At 59.0% G+C, this 12,763-nt stretch carries 13 protein-coding genes, 1 tRNA gene and 1 pseudogene; 9 read left to right on the top strand and 6 right to left on the bottom strand.

Annotation, left to right across the window (positions count from 1 at the left end):
* The first annotated feature begins 181 nt into the window (after window positions 1-181).
* Together rirA and GAO09_RS05070 are read left to right on the top strand one after the other, a co-directional pair.
* A complete protein-coding gene (gene rirA, locus GAO09_RS05075; RefSeq protein ID WP_153352965.1) occupies window positions 182-661 on the top strand; it encodes an iron-responsive transcriptional regulator RirA in 480 nt (159 codons plus the stop codon).
* Between the two features lie 821 nt (window positions 662-1,482).
* Window positions 1,483-2,142 (top strand): TetR/AcrR family transcriptional regulator, encoded by a 660-nt coding sequence (locus GAO09_RS05070; protein WP_153352964.1) that lies wholly within the window; start codon window positions 1,483-1,485, stop codon window positions 2,140-2,142.
* A gap of 11 nt (window positions 2,143-2,153) precedes the next feature.
* Here the strand turns inward: GAO09_RS05070 and GAO09_RS05065 are convergent, their stop codons facing one another.
* Window positions 2,154-3,401, bottom strand: coding sequence for an NAD(P)/FAD-dependent oxidoreductase (locus GAO09_RS05065; protein ID WP_153352963.1), 1,248 nt, complete (start codon window positions 3,399-3,401; stop codon window positions 2,154-2,156).
* Window positions 3,402-3,545: 144 nt separating this feature from the next.
* Between GAO09_RS05065 and GAO09_RS05060 the strand changes: the two genes are divergently transcribed.
* A complete protein-coding gene (locus GAO09_RS05060) occupies window positions 3,546-3,899 on the top strand; it encodes a hypothetical protein (protein ID WP_153352962.1) in 354 nt (117 codons plus the stop codon).
* A 17-nt stretch (window positions 3,900-3,916) separates the two neighbouring features.
* On the opposite strand, the gene GAO09_RS05055 is transcribed toward GAO09_RS05060, so the two are convergent.
* Together GAO09_RS05055 and GAO09_RS05050 are read right to left on the bottom strand one after the other, a co-directional pair.
* The gene (locus tag GAO09_RS05055; protein WP_153352961.1) at window positions 3,917-4,144 is read right to left on the bottom strand and encodes a hypothetical protein; all 228 of its coding nucleotides are present in this window, start codon (window positions 4,142-4,144) and stop codon (window positions 3,917-3,919) included.
* Between the two features lie 126 nt (window positions 4,145-4,270).
* Window positions 4,271-4,927 carry a TetR/AcrR family transcriptional regulator gene (locus GAO09_RS05050; protein ID WP_153352960.1) on the bottom strand — a complete coding sequence of 219 codons (657 nt, stop codon included), beginning with the start codon at window positions 4,925-4,927 and terminating at the stop codon, window positions 4,271-4,273.
* Between the two features lie 110 nt (window positions 4,928-5,037).
* Between GAO09_RS05050 and GAO09_RS05045 the strand changes: the two genes are divergently transcribed.
* Window positions 5,038-5,271: a tautomerase family protein gene (locus tag GAO09_RS05045; RefSeq protein ID WP_153352959.1), complete on the top strand. Its 234-nt coding sequence runs from the start codon at window positions 5,038-5,040 to the stop codon at window positions 5,269-5,271.
* Between the two features lie 47 nt (window positions 5,272-5,318).
* On the opposite strand, the gene GAO09_RS05040 is transcribed toward GAO09_RS05045, so the two are convergent.
* Window positions 5,319-6,569: a D-amino acid dehydrogenase gene (locus GAO09_RS05040; RefSeq protein WP_153352958.1), complete on the bottom strand. Its 1,251-nt coding sequence runs from the start codon at window positions 6,567-6,569 to the stop codon at window positions 5,319-5,321.
* A gap of 245 nt (window positions 6,570-6,814) precedes the next feature.
* Between GAO09_RS05040 and GAO09_RS05035 the strand changes: the two genes are divergently transcribed.
* Together GAO09_RS05035 and GAO09_RS05030 are read left to right on the top strand one after the other, a co-directional pair.
* Window positions 6,815-7,276, top strand: coding sequence for an Lrp/AsnC family transcriptional regulator (locus GAO09_RS05035; protein WP_153352957.1), 462 nt, complete (start codon window positions 6,815-6,817; stop codon window positions 7,274-7,276).
* An 89-nt stretch (window positions 7,277-7,365) separates the two neighbouring features.
* Window positions 7,366-7,653: a hypothetical protein gene (locus GAO09_RS05030; RefSeq protein WP_153352956.1), complete on the top strand. Its 288-nt coding sequence runs from the start codon at window positions 7,366-7,368 to the stop codon at window positions 7,651-7,653.
* A 63-nt stretch (window positions 7,654-7,716) separates the two neighbouring features.
* Here the strand turns inward: GAO09_RS05030 and GAO09_RS05025 are convergent.
* A tRNA-Gln gene (locus GAO09_RS05025) sits at window positions 7,717-7,790 on the bottom strand.
* Between the two features lie 456 nt (window positions 7,791-8,246).
* Here GAO09_RS05025 and GAO09_RS05020 point away from each other — a divergent pair.
* On the top strand, window positions 8,247-9,854 hold the full coding sequence (locus tag GAO09_RS05020) for a Ppx/GppA phosphatase family protein (RefSeq protein ID WP_410768949.1): 1,608 nt from the start codon (window positions 8,247-8,249) through the stop codon (window positions 9,852-9,854).
* Window positions 9,851-10,609: an RlmE family RNA methyltransferase gene (locus tag GAO09_RS05015; protein WP_235937936.1), complete on the top strand. Its 759-nt coding sequence runs from the start codon at window positions 9,851-9,853 to the stop codon at window positions 10,607-10,609. The genes GAO09_RS05020 and GAO09_RS05015 overlap by 4 nt, the downstream gene beginning before the upstream one ends.
* 101 nt (window positions 10,610-10,710) lie before the next feature.
* Here GAO09_RS05015 and GAO09_RS05010 read toward each other — a convergent pair whose 3' ends face one another.
* Window positions 10,711-12,117, bottom strand: a complete 1,407-nt coding sequence (locus GAO09_RS05010; RefSeq protein WP_153352954.1) for a DHA2 family efflux MFS transporter permease subunit — start codon at window positions 12,115-12,117, stop codon at window positions 10,711-10,713.
* A gap of 212 nt (window positions 12,118-12,329) precedes the next feature.
* Here GAO09_RS05010 and GAO09_RS05005 point away from each other — a divergent pair.
* Window positions 12,330-12,763 (top strand): annotated as a pseudogene (locus GAO09_RS05005) (MBL fold metallo-hydrolase); the annotation flags it as partial.

The following is a 12,763-nucleotide window of genomic DNA, read 5'->3' as shown; positions in this document are numbered from 1 at the left end:
CGTGCGGAACCGCATATAAGAAAAAACTGGAGTACGACGGTCATCATAAGTCGATGTGCCGACGAGTACGCGTTCGCCGGATGCGACATTTGTGTAAAGGCGCCGGTGAAATTCGTATTTTGGAATTGTTCAAAACTAGCAAAGCCCCTATATAGGACTTCAAGAGTCTCTGGAGACGAAGATGCGCCTGACAAAGCAGACCAATTATGCCGTTCGCATGCTGATGTATTGTGCAGCCAATGAAGGCCATTTGAGCCGTATTCCCGAGATCGCCAGGGCTTATGGCGTATCCGAGCTTTTCCTGTTCAAGATCCTGCAGCCGTTGACGAGGGCTAGTTTGGTCGAGACGGTCCGTGGCCGCAACGGCGGTGTGAGGCTTGGTCGCGATGCGGCAAAGATCACGTTGTTCGATGTCGTCAAGGTCACTGAAGACAGCTTTGCCATGGCGGAGTGCTTCGAGGATGGCGTTGCCGAATGTCCGCTGGTTGACAGCTGCGGCCTCAATGCCGCGCTTCGCAAGGCGCTGAATGCATTCTTCGATGTCTTGGCCGATTACACGATCGACGATCTCGTCAAGGCGCGTCCGCAGATCAACTTCCTGCTTGGTCTCGATGAATTTCCGCCCGCCACGTCGCCGGAGCTTCGCGTGCCTGCCGCTTGAATGAAGCAGGCTTAAGAGCCAGTCATCTAAATCAGATTTTTTGAAAGCCGCGGAGAAATCCGCGGCTTTTTGCATATGTACAAAACCCGAATAACAGCGATTCGCGTATTGTTGTTGAGGTGCTGAGGCACCGCGGATGATTTTCACCGCCTCCCGGTGGCAAGTTTAGCCGGCTTGCGCGCGATGAGGGTCTTTTTACGGTAAAAATAATGTTAATCGATGTATATTCTTATGTTGTCATTGAACCGTTTTGTTCAATGAAGTACATAATCCTCATAAAGGAAGTGGTTGCATTTATTGGTTGAGGTGGCGGTACAATTTCATGCTGCAGTAAGCGTTTCCATAGTGGAATACTCTAGGGAACTACATGCCGCACTAATGATTTGTCTGGCGTTGATTTGCAGGTCATCGAAAATCCTTGTCTTTGCACATTTCTAATGCGTTGTCGGATTTTTGAGATCCGTCGCTTCGGGACCTGAAGCAGTTGTTCTGCTCGGCCTTCGAGTGGTGGTTTTGGATAATCTGTCGGATTGGTGAAACTGTTTCCGACATTTGCTCGTCTGTTCTTAAGCAGGTGGAGGAGTGGCGTCGGATCACCCTCCGAAGCGAGGTTCGTGAGGCAGCCGGTACGGGCTGTCGATCCAGCCGAAATAGACACCATGCGGTCCCTCCCGCCTGGTGGAAAAATAAAACGAGGGGGAGGTGATCCGTTCGCGGTGCACTTCCGTACAGTAATCAGGTTTTAGGAATGCGTATCCGGGTACCGCGTTTGTTCCACGAACAACGCCTCCGCTACGTCGAATAACGGTTTGAGGAATATTATGCCAGGTCTCGGTCATGACAGTGGAAGTTCGTCGTCGCTCCGTCGCGTTCCCAAACAGGGAAGAAGCCGTGACCGGATCGACGAAATCCTGAAGGTATCGATGCATCTCATTGGTGAGAAGGGCATTGATGCCGTCACCATGAAGGAAATCGCCGCCCTTTCCGGCGGCCCGATCGCATCGGTCTATCAATACTTCCCGAACAAGTCGGCGATTATTGCGATGCTCTACGATCGCTATGTCGAGCAGACGCGTGTGATCATCAGCAAGTCGATCAGCAACATCGCGTCGGCAGCCGACGCATTGGATGCGACCGACACGATGTTCGACGTGTATTACAACAATCTGCGCCAGAACCCGTCAACGCAGGATCTGCTGAACGCCATCCAGGCCGACAAGAACCTTGCCGATCGCGACATCGAGGAAACCCGTTACCAGTCGGACAATTTCTACGACGCCACGGAGCAGTTCATTCCCGAGCAGATGCGTGATGCCTATCGCCGCACCCTGTTCCTGATGTTCCACATGGCCTCTGCGACCCTGCGTCTGGCCCTGATGGTTTCGGAAAAGGAAGGCGAGGTTCTGGTCTCGCAGTTCAAGGCCGTCGTTCGCGCCCAGGCCAGCTATTATTTCGAAGGCAAGTTCCCCGCTTCGATGTGAGGTACTGATCCTCAGGCCCGGAAACGTTCGGGCCTGTAGGGTGAAATATCGATGACCGGTTTTTCGCCGGTCATCGTTTCCGCCAGTACCCGGCCGGTTATCGGCCCGAGTGTCAGGCCGTGATGTGCATGGCCGAAGGCGAACCACAGGCCGCGATGGCGTGGCGCCTTGCCGATCACCGGCATCATGTCGGACGTGCAGGGCCGGGCTCCCATCCATGGCTCCTTGTCGAGCCTTTCTCCCAATGGAAATACCTTTCGTGCAATCGCTTCGGCCCGGGTCAGCTGAACCGGTGTTTTCGGCGCGTCACGCAGCGCAAATTCGGCGCCCGTCGTCAGCCTTATCCCCTGGTTCATCGGCGCGAGCAGATAACCGCGTTCGGCATCCATCAGCCAGTTGTTGAGCTTTGCGCCATCCCTTGCGCCATAATGCATGTGGTAACCGCGCTTGACGCCGACGAGATAGCGGTAACCGAGCGGCGCCGTCACGGTATCCGACCACGGCCCGAGTGCCACGACAACGTCTTCACCCTGCACCGGGCCTTCCCGGGTCGTCACTGTCCAGCCATTGGCAACGGGTGAAAGCGTTCCGGCATCTCCAGGGATGAACCGCCCGCCCAGCTTTTCGAACAGCGCCACATAGGCCTGTGTCAGCGCCAGCGGATCGAGAACCGACCACGGATCACGCCATGTCAGGCCGCCGGCAAAATCGCCGTTGAGATGCGGTTCGCGCCGCGCCAACTCCGCCTTGTCGAGAGCATCGAAGGCAAGACCATATTCCGCCTGCTTTTTGCGGGCAGCATCGAGTTCGGCATCCAGCGCTGCGGGGGTGCGAAACACCTCCATCCAGCCATCCTTGCGGATGAGATGGCTTGCCCCGGCTGCCTCGATCAGGTCCGCATGCTCGCAGATCGAATGCTCGATCAGCGGCGCATAGGCCTTTGCGATCAGCTTGTGACGTTCGGCATCGGAATGCCACCAGTAGCGCAACAGAAAGGGTGCGACCTTCGGCATGGCGCGTACGTGATAAAATGCATCGACGCGATTGTTGAGCGCATAGCGTAGCAGCACGGCGAAATCTCGTGGAAAGCCATAGGGCGCAACGCCCTCGCGCTGGATCAGTCCAGCATTGCCATAGGAGGTTTCCTCACCCGGATTGCGCCGGTCCACCAGAACCACGGACTTGCCGCGTCGCGCCAGATGGATGGCGGTCGAAACACCGATGATACCGGCGCCGAGAACGATGACGTCTGCTGTCATGCTGAACCTGTCCGAGAAAACTGCATGTGTGATTTGAAAGCCATCTTACAGGCCGGCAATGCCTTCACAAGCACCTGAAGAACAGAGGTCATGTGGAACGGATGAAGCCGCCATGGGTTGGAAAACAAGAAGAGGAGGTCGATCATGACCGGAAAACACATGAGATCGTGCCTGACGGCAGGCGCCATGCTTGTCGCAGTTCTCGCGCCTGACATCACGCTTGCGCAGACGAGCGGTCCATCGAAAGCTCAGACACCCCCACCAGCCGAGGCGCCGGATTGCGCGACCCCGGCCGATCCGTCGAAAAAGGGCGACCGGGTTCCCAAACAGGGGGAAGAGCTTTCCGATACCTTGAGGAACTGCAATGGCGTTCTGAAGGCGCCCGAAGCCGGTGACAAGGGCATTGTCACGCCTGCGCCCGACACCGGCAATTCACGGGTCATCAAGCCGAGGGATGTTCCCGAAAATGCCAATCCCTCGAATGGATCAGGCGGATAGGGGAGGCAGGCCTGCGCTCACGTGCCTGTCGCGGCTGTCTCCGGCCCGATCATCGGATCTAGCATCGACTTGAGTTCGTCTCCGTTGCGGATGCCGAACAGGAACCAGTTGATCAACTGATCGGCCACCGCCTTTTCTTCCGGGCTGCCCGGCGCGATATCGCGCTCGCGGCAGACCTCGGTCAGAACCTCATGTAGAAACGACAGATCTTTGCTGTCGATGATGTCGTTGGACGCAAACGGCATGCTGCACCTCCAATTCGGGGCTTTCGGGCGTCTCCTCCACCCGCGCGCCCGCAGCCTTTGGAAATTGACTTGCTGCAGCAACGCGTCTTTTGCTTCAGGGTTCCATGTCCGAAGTCATGAGGCCGCTCATGCTTGTTGGGTGAGATAGGCCAGTATCGTATCGGCCGCCATCCGGCGGTGGCGCTCGTAGGTCTCCGGTTCCGACAGGTCGCAACGGAACAGCGCACCAAAGGTGTGACGGTTGGAAACACGGAAAAAACAGAGCGCACTGATCATCATATGCAGGTCGAGCGGATCGATCCTGCGACAGAAAACACCGTCCCTGTATCCACGACAGAGAATATCATCGAGAACGCGAATGACGGATATGTTGAGTTCGTTAAGTTCCGCCGAGCGCTTCATGTGCATCGCATTGTTGATGTTCTCGCCGATGACGATGCGGATGAAATCCGGGTTCTGCTCATCATAATCGAACGTGCTGTGGATGAGTTCTCGCAAGGCGTCTGCCGGAGGCATGGCGGCAAGCTGAAGGTCGTCTTCACGCGAGCGGGTGCGTTGGTAGGCGCGTTCCAGAACGGCAAGATACAGCTCTTCCTTGCCGCCGAAATAATAGTAGATCATCCGCTTGGATGTTCTGGTCTTTTCCGCGATCGCATCGATACGGGCACCGGCCAGGCCAAATTCGGCGAATTCGGCGGTCGCGACAGCAAGAATATCCTGTTTCGTCTTGTCGGGATCGTTCCTGCGTGTCCTTCCGGCGGCCGGTGCTGCCGTGTTGTCCATGTGCTCTCTCGCTATCGGCTCGAATTTCGGGATTGTCGTGCTGCGGCAATGTTGTAATCGAGACATATCCGGTCATCAACAAAACGCCGGAAAACAGACAAGGAGGCCCCATGCCGCACGTGGTCGTGAAAATGTATGCCGGCAAGACGGAAGAGCAGAAGCAGGCGCTGGCGCTGGAAATCCAGAAAGCGCTGATGACGGCGATCGGTTCGACGGAAAAGTCGATTTCGGTGGCCATCGAGGATGTCGATCCCTCGGATTGGGTCGAAAAGGTCTATCAGCCCGACATCGCCGGCAAGCCGGACCTCATCTACAAGAAGCCGGGTTACGATCCCTTAGCCTAAGTGGTGAGGGCGGGCGGCGCGGTAGGCGCCGCCGTGCCGGACTAAATTCAGGCGTAGCGGCTGACGGAAAGGTCGCTCGCATCGATTTCCGGTGTGCGGCCGCTGACGAGATCGGCGATCACGCGCGCCGAACCGGTGCTCATCGTCCAGCCCAGCGTGCCATGGCCGGTATTGAGATAGAGGCCGGCAATATGGGTCTTGCCGATGATCGGCGTGCCATCCGGCGTCATCGGGCGAAGGCCCGACCAGAACTCGCCCTTGCCGACCTCGCCGCCCGGAAACAGGTCCATGACGGAATGTTCCAGCGTGCGGCGGCGGGCAAGGCCCAGATCATTGGTGTAACCGGAAATCTCGGCCATGCCGCCCACGCGGATCCGGTCGCCGAGCCGGGTGATGGCGATCTTGTAGGTTTCGTCCATCACCGTCGATTCAGGCGCGCGCGTAACGTCGGTGATCGGAATGGTCAGCGAATAACCCTTGACCGGATAGACCGGCAGATTGATGCCGAAGGATTTGACCAGCAGCGGTGAATAGGAGCCGAGCGCCACCACGACGGCATCCGACTTGATGTCGCCCTTGTCGGTATGAACGCCGGACACCGCGCCGCCGGAAATATCGACAGCCTTGATCGTGTGGCCCCAGAGAAACTTCACGCCCATCGCCTCGGCTTTTGCCGCCAGCGCATTGGTGAACTTGAAACAGTCGCCGGTTTCGTCCTTCGGGGTCAAAAGCCCGCCGACCATCTTGTGGCGCACATGCGACAATGCGGGTTCAACGCGCACGCAGCCGTCACGGTCCAGCACTTCATACGGCACACCGTCGGCGGCCAGCGCCTTCACGTCTTTTGCAGACGCATCCAGCTGTTCCTGTGTGCGAAAAAGCTGCAGCGTGCCCTGCATGCGCTCGTCATAGGCGATGCCGGTCTCTTGACGCACATCGGCAAGCGTGATGCGGGCATAATCGGCCAGGCGCAACATCCGGCTCTTGTTGATGGCGTAACGGTCCGAGGTACAGTTCATCAGCATTTTGAGCATCCACGACAACATCGCCGCGTCCATTTTCGGACGCAGGATGAGCGGTGCATGTTTCATAAACAGCCATTTCATCGCCTTCTGCGGAATGCCAGGGGCGGCCCAGGGCGAGCAATAACCGAAGGACACTTCGCCGGCATTGGCAAAGCTGGTTTCCAGCGCCGGACCCGGCTGGCGGTCGATGACCGTCACCTCATGTCCGGCCTTGGCGAGCTGATAGGCGGATGTCACGCCGATAATGCCGGCGCCGAGAATGGAGACTTTCATGCGGTCCTCAGTGTTTCATGCCGGAAAGGCCACTATACTGCAAAACACAGTTTTGGCCGAGTCCGCACTGCGGCAGTAGCGTTCGAACACGCCTTGAAACCACTCTGCATCACCCGTTCCCGTCATTATTGACTTGATCAGAGCAGCTTATTGAAACGATCACGCAATATCCCGCCGATTATTGCTTGATCATTGTGCATAGACATGTTTTTCGGAATGATGTTCGAATCTATGGAATGATCAGCATGTCCGCCATCGATGCCACCGACCGCGATATCATCCGCCTGCTACGCCTCAATGCGCGCATGAGCAATGCCAAGATCGCTGCCGAAGTCGGCCTGTCGCCGTCGGCCTGCCTGCGCCGCATCAACCTTCTGGAAAAGGCGGGCGTGATCAAGGGTTATACGGCGCTGATCGAGAGTGCCGGCGGCAACACGATCGCGGTGATCATCAACATCACACTGGAGCGCCAGACGGAGGATCACCTGAACCGCTTCGAGGCGGCGATCCGCAAACACCCGGAAATCCGCGAATGTTTTCTGATGACCGGCGATTCCGACTATCTGCTGCGGGTGGAGGTGGAGAGCGCGCTGGAATTCGAGCGCATCCACAAGGAAATCCTTTCCGCGCTACCCGGCGTGCTGCGCATCCATTCCAGCTTTTCCATCCGCAACGTGCTGGCGACCCGGCCGAAAGCGCGGCGCTAACCTGTCATGCTTGCATGATCATCAAGCTAGCCTATCTCATCTCCTGAGAGTGCTGGTTTTTCGCATGAAGACACGGCAGGAGAAAGCGCATGGTCAAGCCCGTAGCCCGCATATCCGCAAGCGCTGCGTCCGAGGCAACCCGGATCGATCATAGCCTGTCGATCACCTCGGAGCCGGATAATGCCTGGGTTGCTGCCCGGCAGGATCGCATGACAGCGGATCAGGAGGAGCGGAAACGGGATGTGACGGAAGGCGATAGTGAGGATCATGCGCGTGAGGAGGCGGATGAGGCGCTATTGTCGGGCGAAAGCGAACGCATCGGTTCACAGAATTTCGACGATGACACACCATTCGGCGACCGGGTCGCGATCATCTGATGTCGCGCGGACGAGCGAATTCAGGTGACGGCGAAGTCTGGAAATGGATGTGGAAAGAGAAATTGGCTGGGGAACCTGGATTCGAACCAAGATTAACGGAGTCAGAGTCCGTCGTTCTACCGTTGAACTATTCCCCAGCAGGAAACGGCTTGTCGCCGGTTCGTCGGTGTGCGGCGCTTATAACCAAAGTTTTTCAGATTGCAAATACCGTTTTCAAAAAACTTTCATCCAATTTTTCATCCCTGTGGATGATTGCCGCATGCCATGCTTAAGCCATCACCATGTGCGGCCAAAAAGGCATTGGCGAAAGTGCCCGTCGCTGTTATCCTATTGCCAACGAAACACCAGATGCCTGCGGCAGTCCCATTTCACGGGGTTCTTGCGCGGCGAGACGGAAAAGATCAGTGATGGACCCCGACAGCGGCAACCAGCCGCCAGATGGCGGGGCGTCGACGGCAGGGCGCAGCGGCAAGAACCGCAGGCGCCGCAAGGCAAAGCAGAACGGCAAGCCCCGTTCCGCGGCCCTACCTGCGCGTGGTAGCGAAGCCGGTGTGACCGGCGAAGCCAGACGCCCTGAAACGAATGACGACGGCATGCCTGCGCGTAAGCGTAAGCGTCGCCGTTCGCGTGGCGGTGCGGCCTCCCAGCAGGCAGATGGCAACCAGTCCCCCAAAAACGAACAGGGCGATACGTCATCGCGCAGCCAGAACCATGGCGCGCATCCTGCCGGGCATGGCGGTGCAGGCCATGTTGCGTCTGGGCAGGCGGGTGCTGCGCAGGCGGGTGAAGGTCATGGTTCCGGTTCCGGCCAGAACCATCCGCAAAAGCAGGGGCAGGGTGCCGGCAAGAACCGCAATCGCCGCCGCAACAAGAATCGCAATGAGCGCAGCCCGCAGGTTCGCCCATTGGCGCCGGCCGGCAAGCAGGCGGATAACAGGCATGCAGACAAGCAGCATTCGCAGCGCAAGGGCGATGCCCGCGAAACCGTGGCCGCCCTGCCGGACATGGCGCGCGAGGCAAAGCTGCGCCACGGCCAGCATCCCGCCTTCGACCCGCGTTCGCCCAGACATGATAGAGGTCATGAAAAGACGGGCCCGCATGATCGTATGCGTGAAAATGCCGGTCAGCACGAGGATCTCTACGCAGCGCTCGATCTCGGCACCAACAATTGCCGCCTCCTGATCGCCCAGCCGACGCGTCCCGGCCATTTTCGCGTCATCGATGCGTTTTCGCGCATCGTGCGTCTGGGGGAAGGGCTCGGCGCCACCGGCCGGCTGTCTGAAGATGCAATGGACCGCGCGGTGGATGCGCTACGCGTCTGCGCCTCGAAACTCGCCAACCGGCCGATCAAGCGCATGCGGCTGATCGCCACCGAAGCCTGCCGCGCCGCCGAAAACGGCGAACTGTTCCTGTCCCGCGTGACAGCGGAGACCGGCCTAGAACTCGAGATCATCGATCGCGAGACCGAGGCGCGGCTTGCCGTGTCGGGCTGCTCGTCGCTCGTCGGTCGCGAAGCGCGTTCCGTCGTTCTGTTTGATATCGGCGGCGGTTCGTCGGAAATCGCCGTCATCCGCATCGGTGATCAGCGCTCCTCGCGCCTTGCCAGCCATATCACCGACTGGACCTCGCTGCCGGTCGGCGTTGTCACCCTGTCGGAACGCCATGGCGGCCGCGATGTCACGCCGGACGTGTTTTCGGCCATGGTCACTGAAGTCGAGGGCATGCTGCAAAAATTCCAGTGCCCGCCGATCGACATGAATTATGTCGGCGCAGGCCCTGAGGACTTTTACCTGATCGGCACATCCGGCACGGTTACCACGCTTGCCGGCGTGCATCTCGACCTGCCGCGTTATGATCGCCGTCGTGTCGATGGCGTCTGGCTGTCGAACAGTGAAGTCGATGCGATGCAGCACAAGCTGCTGTCCTGGGATTTTGCCGGCCGTGCCGCCAATCCCTGCATCGGGCCGGATCGCGCCGATCTGGTTCTGGCCGGCTGCGCCATTCTCGAAGCCATCCGCCGTCGCTGGCCGAGCACGCGCATGCGCGTTGCCGATCGCGGCTTGCGTGAGGGCATTCTGACCGAAATGATGGCCGATGACGGCGTCTGGCGCAGGCACAGGCAGCGTCGGGACGGTGATACCGGCGCAAAGCCCGCCCGCCAAACGCAGCAGGCACCGCAATCTTCAGGAGCAAGGCGATGACGAAACCGCCCATTGGCCGTAAGCTCGGTCAAAAAGTCAAAAGCGGCAAGTTGAAAGCGTCGTCCAGACGTTGGCTGGAACGCCATATCAACGATCCTTATGTGCAGCGCGCCAAGCTGGAAGGATATCGCGCCCGCGCGGCCTTCAAACTTCTGGAGATCGATGAAAAACATCAGATCCTCAAAGGCGCGCGGCGTATCATCGACCTTGGCGCTGCACCGGGCAGCTGGTCGCAGATCGCCGCCAAGGTCACCAATTCGACCGATGAGGACATCCGCGTCGCCGCCATCGATTTTCTCGAAATGGCGCCGCTGCCGGGTGTCAAAATCCTGCAACTGGACTTTCTTGACGATGACGCGCCGCGCCAGCTGATCGAGGCGATCGGCGGCACGCCGGATCTCGTCGTCTCCGACATGGCGGCTCCCACGACCGGTCACCACCGGACCGACCACCTGCGCACCATGCATCTGTGCGAGGTCGCGGCCTATTTCGCCATCGAGGTGCTCGGCCCCGGCGGCCATTTTCTGGCCAAGACGTTTCAGGGCGGCACGGAAAAGGACCTGCTGGATATGCTGAAAAGGCATTTCAAGCAGGTCATCCATGTGAAGCCGGGCGCATCACGCCAGGAATCGGTGGAAATGTTCCTGCTCGCCAAGGGTTTTAAGGGCCGTCAGGCGGATGTGTCCGATCCGCGCGATGAAACTGCCGAATATGTGGATGAACGCGAAGGCTGGGCAGAAGACCACGACCGGTGATTTTTGTCATCAGCCAGTTGCCTTCGGGGCAAGGCTGAAGCCACAAGCATCTTCTCCCCGGCGGGGAGAAGAGAAGTGCAGCCGAGCCAGACCTTTGCCCGTCACTCGCCCGGCGCCGGTTTTGCCTGCAATCCCGCACCATGGCCCGACGCCACCGCACCGGCATATTTGTCGAGCGGCAGCAGCGGAATGATCGCCAAAAGCGACATGATGGACACGGCATAGAAGGCGAGATGAAAGTCCGCCAGCTGCAGATGCGTGCCCGATATGGCGGATGCGGCCTCCAGAATGGAGGCGGCAAAGGCGACACCGAGCGCGAGGCTCACCTGCTGCAGTACGGAGGACATCGAGGTCGCCTGACTGGCCTGCGAATCCTCTATTTCCGAATAGCTCAGCGCATTGGCACCGGTGAAGAAGAACGACCGCGCCAGCCCCGAGATGAACAGGAAAAGAATGATCGCCATATGCGGCGTCTGCGGCGTGAAGAAGCCGTTGACCACGGTGGTGACCGCCCCGACACACCCTGCGCAGATCAGCGTCGTCTTGAAGCCGATGGCGCGATAGACCCGCTTGGCGATGAATTTCACCGTCAGCGCACCGCCGGCGCCGGCAAAGGTGATCAGGCCCGACTGGAACGGGTTGAGCCCGAAGGCGAGCTGCAGCATCAGCGGCATCAGGAAGGGGATCGCACCCGTCGAAATGCGAAAGATCGTGCCGCCGATCGTGGCTGCCCGGAAGGCCGCATTCTCGAAAATCCGCAGGTTGAGGATCGGGAACGGATGCCGCCGTGCGTGAAAAACGTAAGCGACGGCGCAGGCGATGCCGGTGAGCGTCGCCGAGATGCCGACGGCCGGCGGCAGCGCCGGCAGGCCGATGACGGAGAGGCCGAACACCACGCCGGCCGCAGCAAAGGCGGTGAGCAGAAAACCGAGAAAATCGATGCGCAGCGAGGCGCGTTTTTCGATTTCCGGCAGGTAGATGCCGGTCATGATCAGTCCCAGAATGCCGACCGGGATGTTGATGATGAAAATCCAGTGCCAGGAAAAGTATGTGGTGATGAAACCACCGATCGGCGGGCCGGTGAGCGGGCCGACAAGCGCTGGAATTGTCAAAAGCGCCATGGCGGAAACGAGATCGCTGCGTTTGGTGGTGCGCAGCAGAACCAGTCGCCCGACCGGCGTCATCATTGCCCCACCCATGCCCTGCAGGAAACGCGCCATTACGAATTCGATCAGGTTTCCGGAAATGGCGCAGAAGATCGAACCGATCATGAAGACAAGAATGGCGCAGCGGAACACCTTCTTGGCGCCGAACGTGTCGGCCATCCAGCCGCTGATCGGAATGAACACGGCAAGCGCCACCATATAGGATGTCAGCGCCAGTTTGAGCGTGATCGGTCCGACGCCGAGATCCGCCGCGATCGTCGGCAGGGCGGTGGCGATGACGGTGGAATCCATCTGCTCCATGAAAAGAGCGACGGCAAGAATGAGAGGCACTGCGCGGTTCATCGGGGACGCTTCACGGAAAAGATGCTGAGGCCTGCGGAGAAGGCCGGAAAATCTCTATGCCTGAATGGATGACATGCCAATCATGTTCGGCTAACTTTTGTCATTTCGCATCACGACTGCGTGACGCCGGCTTGTCCGTCACATGGTCATTCTATCTTCTGCCTCGGGACGGTCCTGCCTTCGCTCGGCCGATGGAAACGATGGAGATCATCATGACGCGCTTTACGATTGATCGCAGGACGATGCTGGGAACTGCCGGTCTCGGTGTCTTGGCCGCGCCGGCCATTTTGTCGGGCAAGGCCTATGCGCAGACTGCCCAAGGTGCCGCCTCCGGCGCCGAAGCCAACAAGGGATTACCCATGGATCATGCCATGCCGCCGGAAGTGAACCGCTTCAAGCTCGGCGATTTCGAGGTTCTCGCCATCCGTGACGGTTTTGGCGCTCTGCCGAAGCCGAACGAAACCTTTGGTACCGATCAGGCGCCGGATGCCGTGGCAGCACTTCTGGAAAAGAACTTTCTGCCGACTGACCAGTTCGTCAACAGCTACGCGCCGGTTGCCATCAATACCGGCAGCGACCTCGTTCTGTTCGATACCGGTTTTGGTGAAGGTGGCCGCGCAAAAGGCAATGGCCGTCTGATCGAAGG

Origin of the sequence: Endobacterium cereale, assembly GCF_009617585.1 — a bacterium.
Classification (GTDB): domain Bacteria; phylum Pseudomonadota; class Alphaproteobacteria; order Rhizobiales; family Rhizobiaceae; genus Neorhizobium; species Neorhizobium cereale.
Note: the sequence above shows the minus strand (reverse complement) of the source record. Positions and strands in the feature narration are given on the sequence as shown.